Origin of the sequence: Streptomyces soli (assembly GCF_003999195.1) — a bacterium.
Taxonomy (GTDB): Bacteria; Actinomycetota; Actinomycetes; order Streptomycetales; family Streptomycetaceae; genus Actinacidiphila; species Actinacidiphila soli.
Window position 1 is genome coordinate 1 of sequence record NZ_RJVR01000310.1, and the last position, 24,410, is coordinate 24,410.

The 24,410-nt window shown below is 71.7% G+C and carries 20 protein-coding genes; 8 read left to right on the plus strand and 12 right to left on the minus strand.

The window, feature by feature from the left end; genetic code table 11:
- Both EFK10_RS35400 and EFK10_RS35405 read left to right on the plus strand, forming a co-directional pair.
- Positions 1-388 (plus strand): TOMM precursor leader peptide-binding protein (locus EFK10_RS35400; RefSeq protein WP_164836280.1); only part of this gene is annotated, 388 nt, incomplete at its 5' end.
- A 58-nt stretch (positions 389-446) separates the two neighbouring features.
- Positions 447-1,823 (plus strand): ABC1 kinase family protein, encoded by a 1,377-nt coding sequence (locus EFK10_RS35405; RefSeq protein ID WP_127359745.1) that lies wholly within the window; start codon positions 447-449, stop codon positions 1,821-1,823.
- 20 nt (positions 1,824-1,843) lie between these two features.
- Here EFK10_RS35405 and EFK10_RS35410 read toward each other — a convergent pair whose 3' ends face one another.
- The 5 genes from EFK10_RS35410 to EFK10_RS35430 all read right to left on the minus strand — a co-directional run bounded on the left by EFK10_RS35410 (position 1,844) and on the right by EFK10_RS35430 (position 5,563).
- A complete protein-coding gene (locus tag EFK10_RS35410; RefSeq protein WP_127359746.1) occupies positions 1,844-2,050 on the minus strand; it encodes a hypothetical protein in 207 nt (68 codons plus the stop codon).
- A 107-nt stretch (positions 2,051-2,157) separates the two neighbouring features.
- Positions 2,158-2,469 carry a hypothetical protein gene (locus EFK10_RS35415; RefSeq protein WP_127359747.1) on the minus strand — a complete coding sequence of 104 codons (312 nt, stop codon included), beginning with the start codon at positions 2,467-2,469 and terminating at the stop codon, positions 2,158-2,160.
- Positions 2,466-2,834 (minus strand): WhiB family transcriptional regulator, encoded by a 369-nt coding sequence (locus tag EFK10_RS35420; protein WP_127359748.1) that lies wholly within the window; start codon positions 2,832-2,834, stop codon positions 2,466-2,468. Before EFK10_RS35420 ends, EFK10_RS35415 begins: the two co-directional genes overlap by 4 nt.
- Before the next feature lie 88 nt (positions 2,835-2,922).
- Entirely contained in the window at positions 2,923-3,246 is a 324-nt protein-coding gene (locus EFK10_RS35425; RefSeq protein ID WP_127359749.1) for a hypothetical protein, read from the minus strand.
- Positions 3,247-3,376: 130 nt separating this feature from the next.
- Positions 3,377-5,563 (minus strand): ATP-dependent DNA helicase UvrD2, encoded by a 2,187-nt coding sequence (locus tag EFK10_RS35430; RefSeq protein ID WP_127359750.1) that lies wholly within the window; start codon positions 5,561-5,563, stop codon positions 3,377-3,379.
- A 165-nt stretch (positions 5,564-5,728) separates the two neighbouring features.
- Between EFK10_RS35430 and EFK10_RS35435 the strand changes: the two genes are divergently transcribed.
- The gene (locus EFK10_RS35435) at positions 5,729-5,971 is read left to right on the plus strand and encodes a mycoredoxin (RefSeq protein WP_127359751.1); all 243 of its coding nucleotides are present in this window, start codon (positions 5,729-5,731) and stop codon (positions 5,969-5,971) included.
- A gap of 137 nt (positions 5,972-6,108) precedes the next feature.
- On the opposite strand, the gene nudC is transcribed toward EFK10_RS35435, so the two are convergent.
- From nudC to EFK10_RS35455, 4 genes are all read right to left on the minus strand, one after another.
- Entirely contained in the window at positions 6,109-7,026 is a 918-nt protein-coding gene (gene nudC, locus EFK10_RS35440; RefSeq protein WP_127359772.1) for an NAD(+) diphosphatase, read from the minus strand.
- A gap of 44 nt (positions 7,027-7,070) precedes the next feature.
- A complete protein-coding gene (locus EFK10_RS35445) occupies positions 7,071-8,513 on the minus strand; it encodes a M20/M25/M40 family metallo-hydrolase (protein ID WP_127359752.1) in 1,443 nt (480 codons plus the stop codon).
- A gap of 224 nt (positions 8,514-8,737) precedes the next feature.
- A complete protein-coding gene (locus tag EFK10_RS35450; RefSeq protein ID WP_164836281.1) occupies positions 8,738-12,079 on the minus strand; it encodes an ATP-dependent DNA helicase in 3,342 nt (1,113 codons plus the stop codon).
- A 53-nt stretch (positions 12,080-12,132) separates the two neighbouring features.
- Entirely contained in the window at positions 12,133-14,979 is a 2,847-nt protein-coding gene (locus tag EFK10_RS35455) for a flippase-like domain-containing protein (protein ID WP_407647220.1), read from the minus strand.
- A 133-nt stretch (positions 14,980-15,112) separates the two neighbouring features.
- Here EFK10_RS35455 and EFK10_RS35460 point away from each other — a divergent pair, with 133 nt between their 5' ends.
- From EFK10_RS35460 to EFK10_RS35470, 3 genes are all read left to right on the plus strand, one after another.
- Entirely contained in the window at positions 15,113-15,451 is a 339-nt protein-coding gene (locus tag EFK10_RS35460; protein WP_127359754.1) for an MGMT family protein, read from the plus strand.
- A gap of 135 nt (positions 15,452-15,586) precedes the next feature.
- Complete coding sequence (locus tag EFK10_RS35465) at positions 15,587-18,859, plus strand: ATP-dependent helicase (protein WP_127359755.1); 3,273 nt, start codon at positions 15,587-15,589, stop codon at positions 18,857-18,859.
- A gap of 159 nt (positions 18,860-19,018) precedes the next feature.
- Positions 19,019-19,297 carry a hypothetical protein gene (locus EFK10_RS35470; protein ID WP_127359756.1) on the plus strand — a complete coding sequence of 93 codons (279 nt, stop codon included), beginning with the start codon at positions 19,019-19,021 and terminating at the stop codon, positions 19,295-19,297.
- 63 nt (positions 19,298-19,360) lie between these two features.
- Here EFK10_RS35470 and EFK10_RS35475 read toward each other — a convergent pair whose 3' ends face one another.
- The gene (locus tag EFK10_RS35475; RefSeq protein WP_127359757.1) at positions 19,361-20,419 is read right to left on the minus strand and encodes an ATP-dependent DNA ligase; all 1,059 of its coding nucleotides are present in this window, start codon (positions 20,417-20,419) and stop codon (positions 19,361-19,363) included.
- A 56-nt stretch (positions 20,420-20,475) separates the two neighbouring features.
- On the opposite strand from EFK10_RS35475, the gene ligD reads away from it, so the two are divergent.
- Positions 20,476-21,492 (plus strand): non-homologous end-joining DNA ligase, encoded by a 1,017-nt coding sequence (ligD, locus tag EFK10_RS35480; protein ID WP_127359758.1) that lies wholly within the window; start codon positions 20,476-20,478, stop codon positions 21,490-21,492.
- A 69-nt stretch (positions 21,493-21,561) separates the two neighbouring features.
- Here ligD and EFK10_RS35485 read toward each other — a convergent pair whose 3' ends face one another.
- Entirely contained in the window at positions 21,562-22,005 is a 444-nt protein-coding gene (locus EFK10_RS35485) for a hypothetical protein (RefSeq protein ID WP_206305722.1), read from the minus strand.
- A 205-nt stretch (positions 22,006-22,210) separates the two neighbouring features.
- On the opposite strand from EFK10_RS35485, the gene EFK10_RS35490 reads away from it, so the two are divergent.
- Positions 22,211-23,173 (plus strand): glycerophosphodiester phosphodiesterase, encoded by a 963-nt coding sequence (locus EFK10_RS35490; protein WP_127359759.1) that lies wholly within the window; start codon positions 22,211-22,213, stop codon positions 23,171-23,173.
- Here EFK10_RS35490 and moeZ read toward each other — a convergent pair.
- Complete coding sequence (gene moeZ, locus EFK10_RS35495; protein ID WP_127359760.1) at positions 23,170-24,348, minus strand: adenylyltransferase/sulfurtransferase MoeZ; 1,179 nt, start codon at positions 24,346-24,348, stop codon at positions 23,170-23,172. The genes EFK10_RS35490 and moeZ overlap by 4 nt on opposite strands.
- Positions 24,349-24,410: the final 62 nt, after the last annotated feature.

Genomic DNA, 24,410 nt, shown 5'->3' on the forward strand with positions numbered 1-24,410 from the left:
CACCGGCGTGGTCGGCCCGCTGGTGGTGCCGGGTCGCACGGCCTGCGCGGGCTGCCTGGCCCTGGGGCGCGCCGACGCCGATCCGGCGTGGCCGCGGGTCCTCGCCCAGCTGCGGTCGCGGCGCGGCGCCGGGGTCCCGGCCTGCGACATCGCGCTGGCGACCATGGTGGCGGGGCTGGCGGCCGCCCATGCCCTGGCTTTTCTGGACGGCGGGGAGCCGGCCAGTGCGGGGGCCCGGGTGGAGGTGGGGCTGGCTCGAATGACGATGGACACGCGGCCGGTGCCGGGGGACAAAAGATGTGCGTGCGGCTCCGCTCGCCAGCTCACTGCCGCCTTCTCCCGGGGAACGGCCGCACCCCGATCGGAATCACGAGGGCCATCTGCGTGACTCGGTTCAGGAGAGGCGGGGGACAATGACGACGTGACCGACCGGAAAGAGGGGGCGCATGTCTGATCTTCCGCGCAAAGCGATGACCCGTACGGCCAAGTTGGCGGCGCTGCCTCTGGGATTCGCCGGGCGGGCGACCCTGGGGCTCGGCAAGCGGCTCGGCGGGCGTCCGGCCGAGGAGGTCGCGACCGAGTTGCAGCAGCGCACCGCCGAGCAGCTCTTCAAGGTCCTCGGCGAGCTCAAGGGCGGCGCCATGAAGTTCGGCCAGGCCCTGTCGGTCTTCGAGGCGGCGCTGCCCGAGGAGGTCGCGGGACCGTACCGGGCCGCGCTCACCAAGCTCCAGGACGCCGCGCCACCGATGCCGGCCCGCACGGTCCACGCGGTGCTCGAGGAGCGGCTGGGCGCGGACTGGCGATCCCTCTTCTCCGAATTCGAGGACAAGCCCGCCGCGGCGGCCTCCATCGGGCAGGTGCACCGCGCGGTGTGGCACGACGGGCGGGAGGTCGCGGTCAAGGTCCAGTACCCGGGGGCCGGAGACGCCCTGTTGTCGGATCTGAACCAACTGGGCCGGGTGGCCCGGCTGTTCGGGCCGCTGATCCCCGGCATGGACATCAAGCCGCTGATCGCCGAGCTGCGCGACCGGATCTCCGAGGAGCTGGACTACGAGTTGGAGGCGCAGGCCCAGCATGTCCACGCGGTCGAGTTCGCCGACGACCCGGATGTGATGGTGCCCGAGGTGGTGCACCGCACCGACCAGGTGCTGATCACCGAGTGGATGGACGGGGTCCCGCTGTCCGAGGTGATCTCCGGCGGCAGCCAGGAGCTGCGCGACCGCGCCGGCCAGCTCCTCGCACACTTCCTCTTCGCGGGCCCGGCCCGCACCGGGCTCTTGCACGCCGACCCGCACCCGGGCAACTTCCGGCTGCTGGTCGACGACGGCCCGCCGGAGGGCTGGCGGCTGGGCGTCCTGGACTTCGGCACCGTCGACCGGCTGCCGGACGGGCTTCCGCTACCGATCGGCACCGCGCTGCGGCTGGCGCTGGAGGGCGACGCCGAGGCCGTGCACGCCATGCTGCGTCAGGAGGGGTTCGTCAAGCCGACCATCGAGCTCGACCGGGATGCCGTACTGGACTATCTGCGGCCGATCATCGAGCCGGCGGGGCTCGACGCGTTCCCCTTCGGGCGTGGCTGGATGCGGGCGCAGGCGGCCCGGGTCGCGGATCCGCGATCGCCGGCCCACCAGCTGGGCAAGCAGCTGAACCTGCCGCCGTCGTATCTGCTGATCCACCGCGTGACGCTGAGCACCGTCGGCGTGCTGTGCCAGTTGTCGGCGACGGTGCGGCTGCGGGACGAGCTGCTGGAGTGGCTGCCCGGCTTCGCGGAGCGGAGCGAGCTGCGGTCTCCCGTGCCGAAGGCCAGGGGGGAGTCGGCCTGAGCGGCGCCGGCTACGTCCGGTTACCACCAGGCGGAGTCGATGCGGCCCTCGATGCTGCGGAGATGGGAGCGCGCGCAGTCGTCGCAGAAGTAGACGCGGCTGCCGTTCTCCACGGAGCAGGTCCAGGTGAGCGGTGGTGAGCCGTCCTGAACCAGCCCGCAACGGGCGCAGGTGGTGGTCGTGCGTCGGTCCGTACCGACCCGGTCTTTCTGAGTCTTCTGGTCCACTTCGTGACAATAACGCGGGACCGGCCGATTTCGGCCGGTCCCGCGATTCTGTGTCGTTAACGCTTTGTTACTGCTTGTTACTACTTCTTACCGTTTCTTACCGCTCTTTACTGCATGACGGCCAGGGCCAGCGCCCGACGGGCGCGGAGCGAGGCACGCTCGGCGCGGCGCTGGAGGCGCCGGGCGCTGAGCAGTCGGTGAGCCCTGCGTTCATGCTCGGCCTCGTAGAGGCGCTGTTGCATATGGGCACGGGCCAGAGCTTCTGGCATGAGTTGCATTTCGAGGTTCCTGTTCTGACGCGAGGTCATCGCGTCGGACGCCGGGGCGGGGATGTCGGTGAGGGAGGGATTCATCGGGTCCTGCTTCTTCGGGTCGTGCGTGAGGGGATGGTCGATCGTTCCGAGAGCCGGGCGGGTCATGCCATGACCGCGTTCTTGCGCGGACGGCCACGCGGCCGCTTGCGCGGCACCACGACGCCCTGGACGAACAGCTCGCCGCCCCAGACGCCCCAGGGCTCACGGCGGTCCTTGGCGCCTGCCAGGCAGGCCTCGCGGAGCGGACAGGTCTGGCACAGCGACTTGGCGTACTCGACGTCGGCCGGGGACTCCGCGAAGAAGACCTCCGGGTCGTACGTCCGGCACGGGACGGGTACGCCGAGGCGCTCGATCTCGTCGTCGAGCTCGGAAAGGGGCAGCAAGGGGGCCTCCGGGGTATCGGGCGGGAGCTGCGGGTCGGGGACGGACGGTGCAGGCGGGGTGGAGTGCACGGTCGGTTCGTTCCTCATCGTTGTTCGGCTGTGGAGGAAAAACAGAAGGGCCGCGGATCCCGGTCTGGGATTCCGCGGCCCTGGAAGGTGCCGGTCTGATCGTGGATCAGACTGGATCACTCCAGGGTTCGAGCCCGCGGGAGGCCCACTTCGGGTGGTGCTGCGTCTTCTGGTTTCCGTTGTTTCCGGCACCATTGGTCTTCGCCGCAAAGGCATAGGCCTGGGCCTGTGCCGCCACTGCTGCTACCGCAGGTGCCTGAGTCGGTCGCTCGCTGCGCTCCCGGGTGGAAACAACGCCGACGGCAGCCGACAGGGCGAGAGCGGACAGACGACCGGACACACCGCTGCCACGGAGCGAGCCACCGAGCGGGCAGGCGGCGACGACCGGGCGATCGGTCATTTTGATGGTGTTCTCGATGATGGTGATCACTTGGCTCGCCTCCTTCGGCGTCTCGTAGGGCTGGTGGTGCGTACTCAGTACATCATGGTTTGCGCTGCTCTTGGAAGAGCCGCGGCGACCACGATCGAAAGGCTATGGGGCTCTCAGCGCCGGGCGCAAACTATTTTTCCGCCTCGTCCGCAACAAGTTCTTCACCGGCGCACAGGGCGAGGACATCGGCGCCGTACTTGTCCAGTTTGCGAGCCCCGACCCCGGCGATAACAGCCAGTTCGGACGGCTGTGTCGGCCTCACCTCGGCGATCGCGAGCAGGGTCTTGTCGGTGAAGACGCAGTAGGCCGGCTGGCCGATCGTCTTCGCCTGTCCCATGCGCCAGTCGCGCAGCCGCTCGTACAGGCCCTCGTCCAGATCTGACGGGCAGTCCTCACACCGCATCAGCTTGATCTCGCCCGCGTCGGACAGGGTGCGCCCGCAGACCCGGCAGTGGACCGGACCGCGCTTCTTGCGGGCGCCCGGACCGCGCTCCACGCCGCCTCCGGCGGCCAGGGGCTTGCCGGCGGCTCCCCGGGTCGCCGAGCCCGGCCGCAGGCCGTCCAGGAAGCGTGAGGGCCGCCGTCCGCCGCGCCCGCCGGGAGAGCGGGACAGCGCCCACGACAGTGAGAGGTGGAACCGGGCCCGGGTGACGCCGACATAGAGCAGCCGGCGCTCCTCCTCGACCTGCTCGTCGGTCTTGGCGTAGGTGATCGGCATGGTGCCCTCGGTGAGGCCGACCAGGAACACCGCGTCCCATTCCAGTCCTTTGGCGGAGTGCAGCGAGGCCAGCGTGACGCCGTCGACGCTCGGGGCGTGCTGGGCGGCCGCCCGCTCGTCCAGCTCGGCCACGAAGTCGCCGAGCGTGGCGTCCGGCCGCACCCGGGTGAAGTCCTCCGAGAGCCGTACGAGCGCCGCCAGCGACTCCCAGCGGTCCCGCACCGCGCCCGATCCGGCCGGCGGCTCCGCGGACCAGCCGCGCGAGCCGAGCACCGCCCGGAGCTGCTCCGGCACCCCGGCGTCGTCGAGCCCCGGGTCCGACGAGCCACCGGCCCGCGCCGCGCCGCGCAGCAGCAGCCCGGCCTCGCGCACCTCGGGCCGCTCGAAGAACCGCTCCGCGCCCCGCAGTTGGTAGGGCACCCCGGCGTCGGCCAGCGCCTGCTCGTAGACCTCGGACTGGGCGTTGATGCGGTAGAGCACCGCGATCTCGCCGGCCCGCACCCCGCTGTCGATCAGCTGCCTGATCCGGCGCGCGGTGCCCTCCGCCTCGGCGGGCTCGTCGGCGTACTCGGTGTAGGACGGCTCCGGGCCGGTCTCGCGCTGCGAGATGAGCTCCAGCCGGTGCTGGGCGGCCTGGCCGCGCGCCTGCCCGAGGAGCCCGTTGGCCAGGTGCACGACCTGGGGCGTCGAGCGGTAGTCGCGGACCAGCTTCACGAAGGTCGCGTCCGGGTGCTTGGTACGGAAGCCGAGCAGGTAGTCCGGGGTGGCGCCGGTGAAGGAGTAGATGGTCTGGGAGGCGTCGCCGACCACGCAGATGCTGTCCCGGTTGCCGAGCCACAGGTCGAGCAGCCGCTGCTGGAGCGGGCTGACGTCCTGATACTCGTCGACGACGAAGTGCTGGTACTGCGAGCGGACGGTGTCGGCGACATCCGGGCGGTCCTGGAGCACGCCGACCGTGAGCAGCAGGACGTCCTCGAAGTCGATGACCCCCCGGTCGCGCTTGAGTTGCTCGTACGTGGTGTAGATCTTCGCGATCTCGGCCGGGTCGCGCGGCACTTCACGCCCCGCCTTCGCGGCGGCCGCCGCGTAGTCCTCGGGGACGGTCTGGGTGACCTTGCACCACTCGATCTCGCCGGTGACATCGCGCAGCTCATTACGGTCCAGCCGGATCCGGCAGCGGGCGCCGGCCTCGGCCACGAGCTGGACCTTGCGCTCGGCCAGGCGTGGCATGTCGCCGCCGATCGCGCGCGGCCAGAAGTACTGGAGCTGGCGAAGGGCGGCGGAGTGGAAGGTGCGGGCCTGCACCCCGCCCGCGCCGAGCTGGCGCAGCCGTCCGCGCATCTCGCCGGCCGCCCGGGCCGTGAAGGTGACCGCGAGCACGCTGCTGGGCTGGAGTATCCCCGCCCGCACCCCGTACGCGATCCGGTGCGTGATCGCCCGGGTCTTGCCGGTGCCGGCGCCGGCCAGCACGCAGACCGGTCCGCGCAGGGCCGTCGCGACGGCGCGCTGCTCCGGGTCGAGCCCTTCGAGCACGGCGTCCGCGGAGTCGGGGACGTCCGGGAACTCCGGGAAGAGTGGGGTGTGGGTTGGTGCGGTCACCCTGTCATGCTCCCAGGTCCGGCGAGGCAGCCGGGAAAGTTATCCACAGCAGAGGTGCGATTGTCGCACCGCCGGGGATTGCGAGGAATGCGGCGGCCCCGGGTTAGCGTTCTCCGCATCGATTGGCCGAGTGGCCTTCTGACCGACTCCGAGGAGCGAACGCCGATGCCGGGCACTGTGACGATGTACAGCACGACGTGGTGCGGATACTGCCGCCGGCTGAAGAGCCAGATGGAGCGCGAGGGCATCGCGTACAAGGAGATCAACATCGAGCAGGACCCGGAGTCCGCGAAGTTCGTGGAGCAGGTGAACAACGGCAACCAGCTGGTCCCGACCGTGCTCTTCCCGGACGGGTCCGCACTGCCGAACCCGTCACTCGCCCAGGTCAAGCAGAAGCTCGGCGTCTGATTTTTCGCGCGCCTCTCGCGGGCGCCTCGCTTGCTTCGAGTCGCTGCGCCGGACTCTCCCCCAGACTCCGTCTGGGTGGGGGAGTGCCCCCCTCCGGCGGGCCGGGGTTGAGCCCCCGTGCCCTGGCCCGGGCGCCGTCAGGCGCTCGGCAGCGGCTCGCCGTACCAGAGCTCGATGAGCCGCGCCGCGATGGAGATGCCGTACGGGGCGAGCACCTCGCCGGCCTCTATGGCCTTGCGATAGTCGTCGCGGGAGAACCAGCGGGCCTCGTGGATCTCGTCGCCGTCGACCTCGATCTCCGAAGACGTCGCGCGGGCCATGAAGCCGAGCATCAGGCTGGACGGGAAGGGCCAGGGCTGGCTGGCGACGTACGAGACCGAGCCGACCGTCACACCCGCCTCCTCCGCGACCTCGCGGACGACGGCCTGCTCGATGGACTCGCCCGGCTCGACAAAGCCCGCGAGGGTCGAGAAGCGGCCCTCGGGCCAGTGCACCTGGCGGCCCAGCAGGGCGCGGTCCTCGGCGTCCGTGACGAGCATGATGACCGCCGGGTCGGTACGCGGGTAGTGCTCGGCGCCGCAGGCGGGGCAGCGGCGGATGTGACCCGCGGCGGCGATGACGGTGCGCTCGCCGCAGCGGGAGCAGAAGCGGTGCATGCGCTGCCAGTTCTCCAGGGCCACGGCGTGCACCATGAGCGAGGCCTCGAGGGGTGGCAGGAGTCCGCCGACCTCGCGGAGGCCGGCGGGACGCTCGTCCGCGTCGATTCGGCCGGGGAGGGCGTCCTTCTGGAGTGCGAAATAGCGCACGCCGTCCTCGTCGATGCCCAGGAAGTAGCGGTGGGCCTCGGTCGGCGGCGCGTCGAAGGACGGTGTCATGACCAGCCGCGTGCCGCCGTCGTCGGTGTCCTCGACCAGCACCTGGCCACCGGAGACCACGAAGACACGGGTGGTGGGGTGGCTCCAGGCGGCCGCCAGCCACGCCTCGTCGAGGCGGTGGTGGGCGGCCCGGTCCAGGCCGGCCTGGGCGAGCGCCAGTGGCCGGCCGGTCGGGTCCAGTCCGAGTCCGGTCCCGTTCGTCCCGTTCGTCCCCTTGGTCCCGCTCACGTCTGCTTCCAACTCCCCGTCGTACGAGTCTCGGCGAGGTCGCTCCACAGGTAAGCGGAGGTTTCCACGCCCTTGAGGAGGAGGTCGAGTTCGACCTTCTCGTTCACCGAGTGCCAACCGTCTGAGGGCACCGAAATTCCCAGAAACAGCACCGGTACGTCCAGTACGTCCTGGAGGTCGGCCGCCGGACCCGAACCACCCTCACGGGTGAATCTGATCCCGGTCCCGAAGGCCCGGCCCATCGCCCGCACCACGGACTGCAGCGCCGGGTGGTCCAGCGGCGTCAGGCACGGGCGGGTCGCGCCCCAGAAGGTGATCTCGTGCCGGATGCCCGCCGGGAGGCGGTCGGCCACCCACTCCGTGACCAGCCGCTGGATCCGGTCCGTGTCCTGCCCGGCCACCAGCCGGAAGCTCAGCTTCAGCTGCGCCGACGCCGGCACGATCGTCTTGCCGCCCGGACCCTGGTAACCGCCGCCGATGCCGTTCACCTCGGCCGTCGGGCGCGCCCAGATCCGCTCCAGGGTGGTGTGTCCGACCTCGCCGCTCGTCGCGTACGACTTGGCGGTACGCAGCCAGCGCGCCTCGTCGAACGGCAGCTCCGCGAAGAGCTCGCGCTCCTGGTCCGTCAGCTCGACGACGCCGTCGTAGAACCCGGGGATCGCGACGCGGTGGTCGGCGTCGTGCAGCGCCGCGACCAGCCGGGCCGCCTCGGCGGCGGGGTTGGGGACCGCGCCGCCGAAGGACCCGGAGTGAATGTCCTGGTCAGGGCCGTACAGGTCGATCTGGCAGTCGGCCAGGCCGCGCATGCCGGTGCAGACGGTGGGGGTGTCCTCCGACCACATGCCGGTGTCCGAGACGATCACGGCATCGCAGGCGAGGCGGTCGGCGCGGGCCTTGATGAGGGCCGGGAAGTTCGGCGAGCCGGACTCCTCCTCGCCCTCGATCAGCAGCTTGAGGTTGACCGCGGGGGCCGTACGGCCGGTCGCGGCCAGGTGGGCGCGGACGCCGAGCGCGTGAAAGAAGACCTGTCCCTTGTCGTCGGCGGCCCCGCGTGCGTAGAGCCGGCCGTCCCGGACCACCGGCTCGAACGGGTCCGTGTCCCAGCCGTCCGCCCGGGCGGCGGGCTGCACGTCGTGGTGCCCGTAGACGAGGACGGTGGGTGCGTCCGGGTCGCCGGAGGGCCACTCCGCGTAGACGGCCGGCGCGCCTGGGGGTCCCCCCGGCAAAGCCAGCGGGCGTGTGTCCCAGATCTCGGTGACCGGAAAGCCGGTGCGCGTGAGCGCGGCCGCCAGCCACTCGGCGCTGCGGCGTACGTCTGCGGAGCGGTCCGGGTCGGCCGAGACGGAGGGGATGCGCAGCCAGTCGGCCAAGTCGTCGAGAAACGCGGTCTTGTGGGCCTCGATGTACGTACGGACGGCGCTGTCCGGGGTCGTGCTCATACGGCCGAGCCTATCCGGCCCGGGGGCCTGCGCGGCCGGGCGGCCGCCGCAGGGGGTGGGTGATCTCCCCCACCCCGCCCCTTCCCGAAACCGGGCTCTCCCCCAAACCTTCGTTTGGGTGGGGGTCCCCCCAGACGGAGTCTGGGGGAGAGTGCCCCCACCGGCCGAAGGCTGGGGGGACCCAGGTCCTCAACCGCCGGACGGACTGACTCAACCCGGTGGAATCAGCCCTCGCCCAGCAGCAAGGCTTCCAGGGCCGCACGGTCGGGAAGCTCCGGTGGGCGGACGAGGGCGCCGGTGCGGATGTAGAGGAAGGCGGCGGAGACGCGGTCGAGGGGGAGGTGGTGTTGTTCGGCCCAGGCGAGGCGGTAGATGGCTAGTTGCAGGGGGTCGGCGGAGGGGGCGTGGTTGGTTTTCCAGTCAATGATTTCGTAGGTGTAGGAGTCGGGGTCGCCGGCGCGGTAGATGGCGTCGATGCGGCCTCGGATGATGCGGCCGGCGAGGGAGAGCTGGAAGGGGACTTCGACGCGGTGGGGGGTGCGGTCGGCGTAGGGGGTGCGGAGGAAGGCGTCCTTGAGGGCGGTGAGGTCGCGCTCGTCGGCGATTTCGTCGTCGCCCTCGATGCCGGGCAGCTCTTCGGGGGTGAGGAGGGGCAGCTCTTCGAAGCGGGATTCGACCCAGGCGTGGAAGCGGGTGCCTCGGCGGGCGGCGGGCTGCGGGGGGCGGGGCATGGGGCGGGCCAGTTCGCGGGCGAAGCCGTCGGGGTCGGCGGCGAGGCGCATGAGCTGGGAGGCGGTGAGGGCGGGCGGTACGGGGACGTCGCGTACGGTCGCGCGGGCGCGGCGCAGCTCGCCGGCGAGGGCGTCGAGGTCACGGTCCCAGGAGGCGACGAGCCGCGCTTCCTCCGGCACAAGGGCAGGCGCCAGTTCGGGCTCGGGCTCGGGCTCGGGTGCTCGCGGCGCCGGGACGTCCGCGTACCAGTCGTCCCAGTCGGCGGCGTCGTCCGGCGGCAACCCTTCCTCGTCGTCCTCAGGCGGCGGGGGCCAGTCCGGGTCGTCCGCGTAAGCGTGCACGGGCTCGGCAGCCGGAGCGTCCAGGAGGCTGAGGACCGTCTTGGCGGCCGTACGCCGCCGCTCCAGGGCGACCGGGTCCAGCGGTAGCGGCCACGCCTGCTCGACCCCGCTGACCAGTGACGGATTCTGGTCGTCCTCTGCCGGGGGCTCGGCCCAGTGCTCGATCTCGCCGTTACCCGCTTCGCAGTGCTCGCGCAGGGCGTCGAGGAAGGCGGACGGCCCGAAGGGCTTCTTCTGGGTGGGCCCCCACCAGTGTCCGGACCCGAGGAGCAGCGAACGGGGGCGAGTGAAGGTGACGTAGCCGAGCCGTAGCTCCTCGACGCGGTTGTGCTCGGCCATGGCCTCGCGGAAGCCGTCCAGGCCGGCCCTGGACCACTCCTCGACGTCCGGCAGGGTTGCTGCGTCGCCCCGCAGCTCGTGCGGCAGCACCTTCGCGTTGGTCGTCCACAGCTCGCGCCCGCGCTCGCTCGGGAAGCCCTTGCGTACGAGGCCGGGGACGGCGACGACGTCCCACTCCAGGCCCTTGGACTTGTGGGCGGTGAGCACCTTCACCGTGTTCTCGCCGCCGGGCAGGGAGCTGTCGAGGCCCTTCTCGTACTGCGCGGCCGTGCGCAGGAAGCCCAGGAAGGCCAGCAGTGTGGCGTCGCCGTCCAGGGAGGCGAAGTTGGCGGCGATGTCGAGGAAGGCGTTGAGCGTCTCGCGGCGCCGGGCGGCCAGCGCGTGCGGGGACGCCGACAGCTCGACCTCGAGCCCGGTGACGGCCAGCACCCGGTGCAGTACGTCCATGAGCGGATCGGCCAGCGCCCGCCGCAGGTCCCGTATCTCCGTGGCGAGGCGGGCGAAGCGGACCCAGGCCTCGGGAGAGAAGGGCAGCTTGTCCCCCGGGTCGGCCTCGACGAAGGTCTCCAGCGCGTCCGCGAGCGAGATCACCTCTGCCGGGTCGGTGCCCTCCACCGCCGCCGCCAGCCGGTCCTCGGCATCGCCCCGGCCCGGCACCAGCAGCCGCGCCCGCCGCCCCAGCAGCGCAAGGTCCCGCGCGCCGATGCGCCAGCGCGGCCCGGTGAGCAGCCGTACGAGGGCGGCGTTGGCCGTCGGGTCGTGCAGCACCTCGCAGACAGCGACCAGGTCGGCGACCTCGGGCAGGTGCAGCAGCCCCGACAGGCCGACAACCTCGACCGGTACGTCCCGCTCGACCAGCGCCGCGTGGATGTCGGCGAAGTGGGAGGTCGTACGGCACAGCACTGCGATCTCGCCGGGCTCGGTCCCGGTCCGTACGAGATGGGCGATCGAGTCGGTGAGCCACGCCACCTCGTCCGCTTGTGTGGGCAGCAGCGCGCACCGCACCAGGCCGTCCTGCTCGGCCCCGGGCGCGGCGCGCAGTGCCTCGACGCCCTCGTGGCGCTCGCGCAGCTCGGCCGCCAGCCCGTTGGCCAGGTCGAGCAGCCGGCCGCCGCTGCGCCGGTTCTCGGACAGCGAGAAGCGGGCGGCCGGGCCGCCGTCCGCCGCCGGAAAGTGCGCCGGAAAGTCGTCGAGGTTGGCCACGGAGGCGCCACGCCAGCCGTAGATCGCCTGGCACGGGTCGCCGACGGCGGTCACCGGGTGGCCGGTGCCGCCGCCGAAGAGCCCGGCCAGCAGCAGCCGCTGGGCGACGGAGGTGTCCTGGTACTCGTCCAGCAGTACGACCCCGTACTGTTCGCGCAGATTCCCGCCGACCTCGGGCCTGGTCCCGGCGAGCGTCGCCGACAAGGCGATCTGGTCGCCGAAGTCCAGCAGGTCACGGCGGCGCTTCTGCTCCCGGTACGCGGCCGCCAGCCCCGCGAGGTCCAGCCGGGCGCGTATCGCGGTCTGCACGTCCTTGGCCCACGCGAAGCCGCGCTTGGCCGGGTCGATGCTCCCCAGGCGGCCGGCCAGCTCCTCGTCGTACGTACGCAGCTTCTCCAGCGGCACCAGGTGCTCTGCCAGCTCGCCCTCCAGCGCGAGCAGGTCGCTGACCAGCGTCGAGATGCCCTTGGTGAGGGCGGGGAAGGGTCCGGGGGCGGCCTTGAGCACCCGGGCGGCGAGTTGGTAGCGGGTGGCGTCGGCCAGCAGGCGGGAGGTGGGCTCCAGCCCGATCCGCAGGCCGTGCTCCTTCAGCAGCTGGCCCGCGAAGGCGTGATAGGTGGAGATCTGCGGCTCCCCCGGCGGGTGCTCGGCCGGGTCGAACGGGTCGGGGTCGGTGACGCCCGCCTTGAGCAGCGCTTTGCGTACGCGCTCCGCCAGCTCGCCGGCGGCCTTGTTGGTGAACGTCAGCCCGAGCACGCGGTCCGGCGCGACCTGCCCGGTACCGACCAGCCAGACGACCCGGGCCGCCATCACCGTCGTCTTCCCGGAGCCGGCTCCGGCCACGATCACCTGCGGGGCGAGCGGTGCCGTGACGCAGGCCAGCTGCTCCGGGGTGAAGGGAATGCCGAGCAGCTCCTTGAGCTGCTCGGGGTCGGTGATGCGCGGTGCCACGCGTGTGAGGCTATCGGGCGGGTCGGACAGCGGTGGCGCGAAAGGTACGGAAGCTACAGTTCGCCCTTACGCGTGAGGTGGGTGAAGGACAGCCATCCCGGCAGCACCGGCAGCCAGAAGGTCAGCAGCCGGAAGAGCAGCACGGCCGGCGTCGCCACGTCGTTGCCCAGACCGGCCAGCACGAGGGCGGCGGTGGTCGCGGCCTCGATCGCGCCGACGCCGCCGGGCGTGGGCACGGCGGAGCCGACCGCGTTGGCGGTGAGGTAGACCACGGCCACGCTGGCGTAGCTGAGGTGACCGCCGAAGGCGCGTACGCACGCATCGAGGCAGATCACGTTGACGAAGGTGAGGGCCAGCGTGCCGCCGACGCCGGTGACGATCTTGGCCGGGCGCTGGAGGACGTCCAGCATGCGCGGGATGACGCCCGCGAAGAGCGACCGCACCCGCGTCGACACGAAGTGGCGCAGCGCCGGGATCGCGGTGACGACCAGCACCAGGACGCCGGCCGTCAGCAGTCCGGCCATGACGGTCCTGGACGGCGACAGCGACGGGGTCTTCTCGGTGCCGGTGATGTAGCCGAAGACCAGCAGCAGGCTGATGTGCGAGCCGAGCGAGACCAGCTGCGAGGCACCGACACTGGCGACCGCGAGCCCGGGCCGGACCCCGGCCTTCTGCAGATAGCGGGTGTTGAGCGCGACGCCGCCGACCGCCGCCGGGGCAACGAGCTTCACGAACGAGCCGGCGACCTGCGCCATCACCGTCTTGAACAGCGAGAGCCGCTCGGGCACGAAGCCCGCGAGCGAGCAGGCGGCGGCCACGTAGCTGAGCGCGGAGGCGAGCAGCGCGATGGCCGCCCAGCCCCAGTTGGCCTCGGCGATGGCGTCGGTGAGGGGGACGCGGCTGATCTGGGACAACAGGTAGTAGACGGCGATGGCGCCCGCGATGAAGGTGATGAGCGTGCGCGGTTTGATGCGCTCCAGGCGGACCGGCTCGACCGGGGCCTGCGGGCGGATCAGCAGCATCTCCTGGCGGATCCGGGAGAGCAGGTCCTCCTCGCGGACCTCCTCCAGCGCCGCTTCGATCGCCTTGCGCTCGGCCCGTTTCTCGGCCTTCTCGTCCTTGACGGTGTCCGGTGTCTCCGCGGCCGCCTTGCCGGCCTTGGTCGCGGCGAACACCGCCTCGCGCTCGCGCTGCGCGCGCTCGCGGGCGAGCTGTTTGAGCATGGCCCGGGTCGTACGGCTCAGGGCGATCGGCTGGAGCAGCGGCAGCGAGTCCGCCACGGTGTCCGGGCCGAGTACGGCCACGCCCGAGGCTACCGCGCGCTCGGGGCCGACGCGCAGGGCCAGCGTGGTCAGCAGCTGGGCGATGTCCATCCGCAGGACGATGTCTCCTGCGGCGATCTCACCGCCGCGCAGGTCGGTCAGGAAGACCTTGCCGGAACGATCCACCAGGAGCGATTCGCCGATCAGCCTGCGGTGTGCGATCCGCCGCGACTGCAGGGCCTTCACCTGTTCCCAGGCGCCGAGCAGCAGGTCGTCACTGACCGCGTCGTCCGGCAGCGCGTCGAGCGGGTAGCCGCCGATGTGCTCGTAGACCAGCATCACCGCGTCCGGGCCGAGCTCGGAGGTGGCGATCAGCTTCGGGGCGTTGGCGCCGGCGGCGATGGCCGCGTACGCGAGCAGCGCCTCCTGCTCCAGGGCCTGGCGCAGCGACTGCAGGCTGCGCCGCTGGGTGATGCCGCGCAGGGCCAGGCGGCGCCATACGCGGTAGAAGAAGCCGTGCGCCTGCTGCTCGCGGTCGACCACCGTCACGTCCAGCGGCGGACCGCTCTCGAGGGTGACCAGATAGCGGCGGCCGCGCTCGGAGTCCGGCGACTCGGGGAACCCGTCCTCGGTCCTGACGGCGGTCAGCGGCGCGAAGCCCACGCGACGCAGGCCGGCGAGGAGGTTCTGGCCGGTGGGACGGACATTCGGCGAGCCGACCGCGTAGAGCGTTCCATACGCGACCGTCCAGCCGATCAGTACGGTCGTGATGATCGAGAAGGGTGTGGTGTAGCCGCCGACCAGGACGGCGAACGCGTCCAGGACCAGGACGCACCACAGCCCCACCCGCCAGCGCGGGCGGCGGGCCATGCCGACTGCCGTCATGTACGCGATGACCGGCGCGAGATAGCCGTGCACGGGGTCGGTGATGCCGCCGCTGGGGGCGTTCCTGGTGAGGGCGTCGCGGATGGCGGCCGGGGCGGCCTCGGAAACCCAGAGGTCGGTGGCGAGCGAGACGCCGTGGGCGAGGACGGCCGCGAGGACGCCGTCCGCGATCCGCAGGCCGTCCCGCTTGATCAGCCGCTCGATCGCGAAGGCCACCGGCACGATCAGCACCGCGATACTCGCCGTGAAACCAGCGAACGCGATCAGCGCCTGCGGGGCGTGTGTCGCGCCGTCCGCGATGTCCTGCTCCACGCCGGACGTCGTGGCGTGCGCGAAGTACGCGATGCCGAGCACGACGGCGATGCCCAGCACCCCGAACAGGAAGCGCATCAGGTCAACAGGCCGGTGCACGCGGGCGGCCAGCAGCGGCTCGTCGCGGGCGACGGGGTCCGGGTGCGAGGCACCCTTGGGCTTCTCGGGGCATCTCGGGACATTCCCGGCCCGGTCGTCGGTGCTGTCGTCCGAGCGGTCCTCGGCGCGCTCGCCGGACGGTGCCGCTTCGGGCTCGTGGTCGGTGCTGTCGGTGCTGTCGGTGCTGTCGGTGCCGTCAGTGGCGTCAGTGCCGCTGTCCGGCGCGGAGTCGTGGTCGGCGCTCACGGGGCCGTCCGACGCCTGGGCAGGCGGGACCACGCGGGGGGCTTCGTTCGCCGCCGCGTCGTGTTCACCGGATGTCGCTTTTTGATCTCGTATCACAGTCACCGCCCGGAAGATGGTGGCACGAGCCGTACGCGCGTGGGCGCACGAGGGGGCAATTGGTGGGTTCGTGCCCCATCGCGCACATCGGTTCGGGCGCCCGTTGTCGGTGGGCTGCGGCAGGATATGAGAGGTGAGCGAGGACGAACTGCCGGAAGTGCCGGAGTATGCCGAGCGGGTGCTCGCCGTCACCGAGCGGATCCCGCCCGGCAAGGTGATGACGTACGGGGATGTGGCCGAGTGGCTCGGGGCGGGCGGCCCCCGGCAGGTCGGCCGGGTCATGGCGCTGTACGGCGGGGCGGTGCCGTGGTGGCGTGTGGTGCGGGCCGACGGCGGCTTCCTGCCGGGCCACGAACTGGAGGCGCTGGGCCACTACCGGGAGGAGGGTACGCCGATGCGTGAGGCCTCGCGCGCCGCCGAGGGGCACATACCGCGCCTCGACATGCGGCGGGCCCGCTGGGACGGGGACTGACGACCGGTCGACCCTCACAGCATCCAGCTTCCGCCATCCTGACCCGGTCCATGCGGTGTGCCGTCCGTACGGAGTACCGTCGGCAACCGGCCGCACAGCCGTAACGTACGAGTACCCACAGAACCGGCGAAACACGTGACCACCTCCTCCACTCGGCAGACGCCCCGGGGGACGCGTGCGCCGGCCGGCAGCTACCGGCTGCTACGGACCGCGCCCGCACCGGTGACGCCCCCTGTGCTGGACGCATCCCAGCGCGCGGTGGTTGAGCACTCCGGCGGTCCGTTGCTCGTCCTGGCCGGCCCGGGCACCGGCAAGACCACGACGCTCGTCGAGGCGGTCGCCGAGCGGGTCCGGCGCGGCACCGATCCGGAGCGGATCCTCGTCCTCACCTTCAGCCGCAAGGCCGCCGTCGAACTGCGGGACCGGATGGCGGCCCGGATGGGCGGCGCCGGTACCGCTGCCGCCGAGGTGCCGACGGCCACCACCTTCCACTCCTTCTGCTATGCCCTGGTCCGGTCCCACCAGCACCCCGAGCTGTTCGCCGACCCGCTGCGGCTGATGTCGGGACCCGAGCAGGACCTCTTCGTACGGGAGCTGCTGGCCGGGCAGGCCGAGCTGGAGCGCGAGGGGCGCGCCGAGGTCCGCTGGCCCGACGACCTGCGGGCAGCGCTCACCACGCGCGGCTTCGCCGACGAGGTGCGGTCGGTGCTGGCCCGCAGCCGTGAGCTGGGGCTGGGTCCTGAGGCGCTGGCCGCCTTCGCGGCGCGGGCGGGCCGGCCCGACTGGGCGGCGGCGGCGGACTTCCTCGCCGAGTATCTGGACGTCCTGGATCTGCAGGGCCAGCTGGACTACGCCGAACTGGTGCACCGCGCGGTGCTGCTCGCCGAAGGGGACGAGGTCGCCGGCCTGCTGGCCGGGCGGTACGAGGCGGTCTTCGTCGACGAGTACCAGGACACCGACCCGGCCCAGGTCCGGCTGCTCCAAGCGCTCGCGGGCTGCGGCCGCACGCTCGTCGCCTTCGGCGATCCCGACCAGTCCATCTACGCCTTCCGTGGCTCCGACGTGAACGGCATCCTCGACTTCCCGGATGCCTTCCCCCGCCGCGACGGCCGCCCCGCCCCCGTCCGCGTCCTCACCGTCTCCCGCCGCTCCGGCGCCCGGCTGCTGGCCGCCACCCGTCTCCTGACCGCCCGGATGCCGCTCACCCGGCTTCCCAGCGGCGCCGTCCGCGCCCACCGTGAGCTTTCCCCGGTGCGGGACGGCGGCGCCCTTTCGGTACGTACGTATCCCTCCCCCGGCGCCGAACTCGACGGGATCGCCGACCTGTTGCGCCGCGCGCATCTGGAGGACGGCGTCCCCTGGCGGGACATGGCCGTCCTGCTGCGGGCCGGGGCACGTTCGATCCCCGGGCTGCGGCGGGCGCTCACCTCGGCGGGAGTACCGGTCGAGGTGGACGGCGACGACCTGCCGCTGCGGGAGGAGCCGGCGGTGGCGCCGCTGCTGCTCGCGCTGCGGGTGTGCGCGCGGGAGGAGGGCGCGGCGGTGACCGTCGAGGAAGCGCTGACGCTGCTCGGCTCACCGCTGGGCGGGATGGACGCCGCCGACCTGCGCCGCCTGGGGCGTGCTCTGCGCGACGAGGAGCGGGCGGCGGGACAGGCCGTGCCCCGGCCGTCCGACGTGCTGATCGCCGAGGCGCTGGCCGAGCCGGAGCTGCTGGTGGCCCACGACCCGGCCTACGCGCGCGGCGCCCAGCGGCTCGGGATGCTGCTGCGCACGGCCCGCGACCTGCTGGCGGCCGGCGGCACCGCCGAGGCAGCCCTGTGGGCGCTGTGGGACGGCACCCCCTGGCCGTCCCGGCTGGAGCGCTCGGCCACGCGGGGCGGGGCGGCCGGGCGCAATGCGGACCGGGACCTCGACGCCGTATGCGCGCTGTTCGAGACGGCCTCGCGGGCGGAGGAACGTACGGGCGGACGCGGCGCCCTCAACTTCCTCGAGGAGCTGGACGCGCAGGACATCGCCGCCGACGTGCTGACCCGGCGGGCTGTGCGGCCGGACGCTGTTCGGCTGATGACCGCGCACCGGTCGAAGGGCCTGGAGTGGCGGCTCGTGGTGGTCGCGGGCGTACAGGACGGACTGTGGCCCGACCTGCGGCGCCGAGGTTCCCTGCTGGAGGCCGACCGGATCGGCCGGGACGGGCTCGCCGAGCCGCTGTCGGCGGGGGCGTTGCTCGCGGAGGAGCGCCGGCTGTTCTACGTGGCCGCAACGCGGGCGCGCGAACGGCTGGTCGTCACAGCGGTCAAAGCCTCCGCCGACGACGGCGACCAGCCCTCGCGCTTCCTGACCGAGCTGGGCGTCGAGCCGGTCGACGTCACCCAGCGGCCCCGGCGGCCGCTGTCCGTCGCCGCCCTCGTCGCCGAACTGCGCGCGACCACCGTCGACCCGGCCGCGTCCCCCACTCTGCGGGACGCAGCCGCCCAACGGCTTGCCCGGCTCGCCGCCCTTGAGGACGGCGGCCATCCGCTCGTCCCCGCCGCCCACCCCGACCGCTGGTGGGGCCTGTACGAGCCGACGCGCTCGGCGGTGCCGCTGCGCGACCGCGACCGGCCGGTGGCCCTGTCGGGCAGCGCCCTCGACCAGCTCGCCAACACCTGCGCCCTGCAGTGGTTCCTGGGGCGGGAGGTCAAGGCCGAGCCGCCGTCCACGGCGGCCCAGGGGTTCGGGAATGTGGTCCATGTGCTGGCGGACGAGGTCGCGTCAGGGCGGACGGCCGCCGATCTCGACGTACTGATGGAGCGCCTGGACTCGGTCTGGGACGGCCTGGTCTTCGACGCCCCCTGGAAGTCCCAGCAGGAGAAGGAGAACGCGCGCGCCGCCCTTGAGCGGTTCCTGCGCTGGCACGTGATGGAGCACGGCGGCCGGACACCGCTCGCGTCGGAGCACCCCTTCGACGTCACCCTGGAGACCGGCGACGTCGCCGTCCACATCCGCGGCAGCATGGACCGCGTCGAAACGGACGCAGAAGGCCGTGCCTACGTCGTCGACTTCAAGACCGGCCGGGCCAAGCCCACCGCCGCCGAGGTCGCCCGGCACCCCCAACTCGCCGTCTACCAACTCGCCGTCCGCGAAGGCGCCGTCGACTCCCTCTTCGCCGGCACCCGCCCCACCCCCGGCGGCGCCGAACTCGTCCAACTCCGCATCGGCGCCCCCCAACGCGACGGCGGCCCCACCCTTCCCACCGTCCAGGCCCAGGACCCCCTCACCGGCGAATGGGTCGGCGACCTCCTCGCCGACGCAGCCGGCCGCGTACTCGACGAACGCTTCACCCCCTCCACCGGCCAGCACTGCACACACTGCGCCTTCCAGGCCTCCTGCAGCGCCCGCCCGGAGGGCCGGCACGTGGTGGAGTGACCGCGCCCTCCCTGAGTGGTTGTATTTCTGTCATGACGTCATCGGTTTTCTCTGTCCCGCCCGATCGCCTCGATCGGGCGGAAGTCACCGTCATGCAGCAGACCACCGTCGACGAGCTGACCCGTATTCAGCAGGCTGGTCGGACTGCGCGGACGCAAGATGTACGCGCAGATCAACGAGGACCAGAACACATACACGGTCTGCACTCCGGTCAGGCAGGACGACCGTCCCGACCGTCTGGGCCTGCAACTGGGCACCCTGGCCGGGGGTTGGTACCTGCGCGGCAAAATCTTCGGTGAGCCTCCCCTGATCTACGGGCACATCGCCGACGGGATGGCCGAGCTGCGGGCGATGGCGCAGGTCGATGAGGTTCGGCCGCCGGTCGAGTTCTACCGGCGGCGCGATCAGATCGAGCTGTGGGTGCCGATTCGGGGGTGAGTCAAATCACCCTGTCGAGTGACAGCGCGGGCGACTCCAGCACGGTTGGCGCCTTCAGCCACGTCAGGTGAGGACGTCCGCGAGGTCGAAGTTGACCGGCTCTTCCAGCTGGGCATAGGTGCAGCTGGAGGGGTCGCGGTCGTCGCGCCAGCGGCGGAATTGGACAGTGTGGCGGAAGCGGTCGCCCTGCATGTGGTCGTAGGCGACCTCGACCACGCGCTCGGGCCGGAGCGGCACCCAGGAGAGGTCCTTGCCGGCGCTCCAGCGGCTCTGGGCGCCGGGCATGCGGCCGGTGGCGGCGGCGTCGGCTTCCGCCCATTCGGCCCAGGGATGGCCTTCGGCCGAGGGCATACGACGTGGCTCCAGCTCCTCCACCAGGGCCGCGCGCCGGGCCATCGGGAAGGACGCGCAGACGCCGACGTGCTGGAGGCGGCCCCCGGCGTCGTACAGGCCGAGCAGCAGGGAGCCGACGACGGGGCCGCTCTTGTGGAGGCGGTAGCCGGCGAGGACGCAGTCGGCGGTGCGCTCGTGCTTGACCTTGATCATGACGCGCTCGTCGGGCCGGTAGCCGAGGTCCAGCCGTTTGGCGACGACGCCGTCCAGGCCGGCGCCCTCGAACTGGTCGAACCACTGCCGGGCCAGCTCGATGTCGGTGGTCGCCGGCGCGACGTGCACCGGTGGCCGGGCCGTGCCCAGCGCGTCGACCAGCGCCTGGCGGCGCCAGGTCAGCGGGTCGCCCATCAGGGACGAGTCGCCCAGCGCCAGCAGATCGAAAGCGACGAAGGACGCCGGCGTACGTTCCGCCAGCGTCCGCACCCGGGAGGCGGCCGGGTGGATCCGCTCCAGCAGCGCGTCGAAGTCCAGCCGCCCGCCGGTGGCGATCACGATCTCGCCGTCCACCACCGCTCTCGGCGGAAGCTCCGCCCGTACGGCCTCCACCACCTCGGGGAAATACCGGGTCAGCGGCTTGCCCGTACGGCTGCCGATCTCCACCTCGTCCCCGTCGCGGAACACGATCGCCCGGAAGCCGTCCCACTTGCCCTCGTACAGCATCCCCGGCGGGATCTTCGCTGCCGACTTGGCCAGCATCGGCTTGACGGGGGGCATCACCGGCAGGTCCATGAGCCCGATTGTGCGCCCAGGAGGCGCATCGCGCCCGTCGGACCTACCGTGGCCGCATGGGTGAAGCCGTGGAACTGACCGTCGGCGACCGCACGGTGAGGCTGTCGAATCCGGGCAAGGTGTACTTCCCCGAGCGCGGCTTCACCAAGCTGGACATCGCCCAGTACTACATCGCCGTCGGGGACGGCATCCTGCGGGCGCTTCGCGACCGGCCGACGACGCTGGAGCGGTACCCGGACGGGGTGACCGGCGAATCGTTCTTCCAGAAGCGGGCCCCGAAGAACCTCCCCGACTGGATCCCGACCGGGCGGATCCGCTTTCCGAGCGGTCGGTACGCGGACGAGATCTGCCCGACCGAGCCGGCGGCCGTAGTCTGGGGCGCGAATCTGGGGTGCCTGACCTTCCACCCGTGGCCGGTGCGCCGTGAGGACCTGGAGCACCCGGACGAGCTGCGCATCGACCTCGACCCACAGCCGGGCACCGACTACGCCGACGCCGTACGGGCCGCGCACGAGCTGCACGACCTGCTGGAGGAGCTGGGGCTGCGCGGCTGGCCGAAGACGTCCGGCGGGCGGGGCCTGCACGTCTTCGTACCGATCTCCCCCGAGTGGAACTTCACCCAGGTGCGGCGCGCGGCCATCGCGATCGCGCGCGAGCTGGAGCGGCGGATGCCGGAGCAGGTGACCAGCAAGTGGTGGAAGGAGGAGCGGGGCGAGAAGATCTTCGTCGACTACAACCAGACGGCCCGCGACCGCACCATCGCCTGCGCCTACTCGATCCGCCCCACGCCGCAGGCCCCCGTCTCCGCCCCGCTGCGCTGGGACGAGGTGCCGGACGCCCGCCCCGAGGACTTCGACCTCGGCACGATGCCGGCGCGCTTCGCCGAGGTCGGCGACGTCCACGCCGGCATGGACGACCCGGGCAGCGTGTGCCGCCTGGACGCCGTGCTGGAGCTCGCCGCTCGCGACGAGCTCCAGCACGGCCTCGGCGACATGCCGTACCCGCCGGACCACCCGAAGATGCCGGGCGAGCCGCTGCGGGTGCAGCCGAGCCGGGCCAAGCGCACGGAGTAGGGCGCCCGGGCGCGGCTCACGCCGAACACGGGCGCCCTGTCTGGCACGAAAGCGGCTCAACGACAGCCGTCAGAAGCGCCAGTGGTTGCCGAACCCGCGGCCGTGGTCACAGTCGCGGTCGTTCCAACGGCCGCCGCCCTTCCAGCCATCGTGGCGGCCGTCCCAGCGGCCGCCATTCCAGCCGTCGTTGCCGAACCGGCCGTGGTCACAGTCGCGGCCGAAGCCCTTGTGGCCGAAGCCCTTGTTGCCGAAGCCACCGCGGCCCCAGCCATCGTTGCGGCCGCCCCAGCCATCGTTGCGGCCGCCCCAGCCATCGTTGCGGCCGCCCCAGCCATCGTTGCGGCCCCAGCCATCGTGGCCCCAGCCATCGTGGCCGGACCCGAACCCCGAGCCGTGGTGGCACGGACGGCCCCAGTCGCCGTCGTGGGCCATCGCGGGCGCCGCGGAACCGACGATCGCCGTGAGAGCCGCGGCGCTAATAGCACCGCTGGCGAGCAGACGACGGATACGCATAGGTGTCTCCCTTTGGTGAGCGCTACTTTCGCTCTGTGAGCCAGAGCCTTTCGTTTCATAGCGTTACCTCTCATCACACAATGTGCACGCTAGGTAGGCCGAACGGACGCAACACCGTGTCGGCCTAAATCGGTGCGCTCCGGACACTCCGCTCTGCCAGGCTGAGATGACGTAGGGAAGTCGGCAGACGCGAGGAGTCCCCCGCATGCATCGCATCCGCACCATCGGGACCGCGACGGGAGCCCTGCTGGCAGTGGCGGGCCTCATCTTCCCGACGGGCCCCGCCTACGCCGCCTTCAGAAGCCCGACGGTGTACGCCCACCGGGCGGGAGCCGCGTACGCACCCGAGAACACGCTCGCCGCGATCCGCAACGCGCACCGGCTGGGCATCAGTTGGGTCGAGAACGACGTGCAGCGCACGAAGGACGGGCGGCTGGTCGTCATCCACGACGCGACGCTCTCCAGGACGACCAACGTCGAGAAGCTGTACCCGAAGCGCTCGCCATGGCGGGTCAAGGACTTCACGCTCAAGGAGATCAAGCGCCTTGACGCAGGAGGGTGGTTCAGCCGGAAGTACGCCGGCGAGCGCATCCCCACCCTCAAGCAGTACCTGGAGCAACTCGACCGCACCGGACAGGGCGTTCTGCTGGAGTTGAAGCAGCCGCAGCTCTACCCGGGCGTCGAGTCGCAGACCCTCACCCTGCTCCGCAAGGAGGGCTGGCTCGACAAGGCCCATGTGACGCACCGGCTGGTCATCCAGAGCTTCAGCGTCGCCGCCCTGCGGACCACGCACCGCCTGCGCCCCAGCGTCCACACCGGTTTCCTCGGCAATCCGGACACCGCCGACCTCCGCTCGTACGCGGCCTTCGCCGACCAGATCAACCCGGACGAGAAGACCGTGACGTTGTCGTACGTAGACGCCGTGCACCGGCACCGCGGCCCGCACGGAGTGCCGATGCAGGTCAACGCCTGGACGGTGGACCACGCCAGGGAGGCCGCGACGCTTACCGCGATGGGGGTCGACGGCATCATCACCAACAAGCCGGACGTGATCGAGAACGCCGTCGGCCAGGCCGCCAACTGGCCTGGACCGCCGAGAAGTTCCGGAATGCACGAAGGGCCCTGGTCGGTAGTCGACCCGGGCCCTTCGGAGGAACGAACGCTCTAGTAGACCGGCTTGTGCGGCTCCACCGTGTTGACCCAGCCGATCACGCCGCCGCCCACGTGGACGGCGTCGGCGAAGCCCGCGGACTTCAGGACGGCCAGCACCTCCGCGCTGCGTACGCCCGTCTTGCAGTGCAGGACGATCCGGCGGTCCTGCGGGAGGTCCTGGAGGGCGTTGCCCATCAGGAACTCGTTCTTCGGGATCAGCTTGGCGCCCGGGATGGAGACGATCTCGTACTCGTTCGGCTCGCGGACGTCGATGATCTCGATCTTCTCGTCGTTGTCGATCCACTCCTTGAGCTGCGCGGGAGTGATCGTCGACCCGGCGGCGGCCTGCTGGGCCTCCTCGCTGACGACGCCGCAGAAGGCCTCGTAGTCGATCAGCTCGGTGACGGTCGCGTTCGGACCGCAGACCGCGCAGTCGGGGTCTTTGCGGACCTTGACCTGGCGGTAGGTCATCTCCAGGGCGTCGTAGATCATCAGGCGGCCGACCAGCGGATCGCCGATGCCCGCGAGCAGCTTGATGGCCTCGGTGACCTGGATGGAGCCGATGGACGCGCAGAGCACGCCGAGGACGCCGCCCTCGGCGCAGCTCGGGACCATGCCGGGCGGCGGGGGCTCGGGGTAGAGGCAGCGGTAGCAGGGACCGTGCTCGGACCAGAAGACCGAGGCCTGGCCGTCGAAGCGGTAGATGGAGCCCCAGACGTACGGCTTGCCCAGCAGCACGGCGGCGTCGTTGACCAGGTAGCGGGTCGCGAAGTTGTCCGTGCCGTCGACGATCAGGTCGTACTGGGCGAAGATCTCCATCACGTTGTCGGCTTCGAGCCGCTCCTGGTGAAGGACGACGTTCACGTACGGGTTGATGCCGAGGACGGAGTCACGGGCGGACTCGGCCTTGGAGCGGCCGATGTCGGCCTGGCTGTGGATGATCTGCCGCTGCAGGTTCGACTCGTCGACCTCGTCGAACTCCACGATGCCGAGGGTGCCGACACCGGCTGCGGCCAGGTACATCAGGGCCGGCGAGCCGAGGCCGCCGGCGCCGACACACAGCACCTTGGCGTTCTTCAGCCGCTTCTGCCCGTCCATGCCCACGTCGGGAATGATCAGGTGGCGGGAGTACCTGCGGACCTCGTCGACGGTGAGCTCGGCGGCCGGCTCGACCAGGGGTGGCAGCGACACAGAGACCTCAACAATGCAGCTGGTCGGTAAGTCATTACGGTTGTCCTTCTCCGTAACACTGC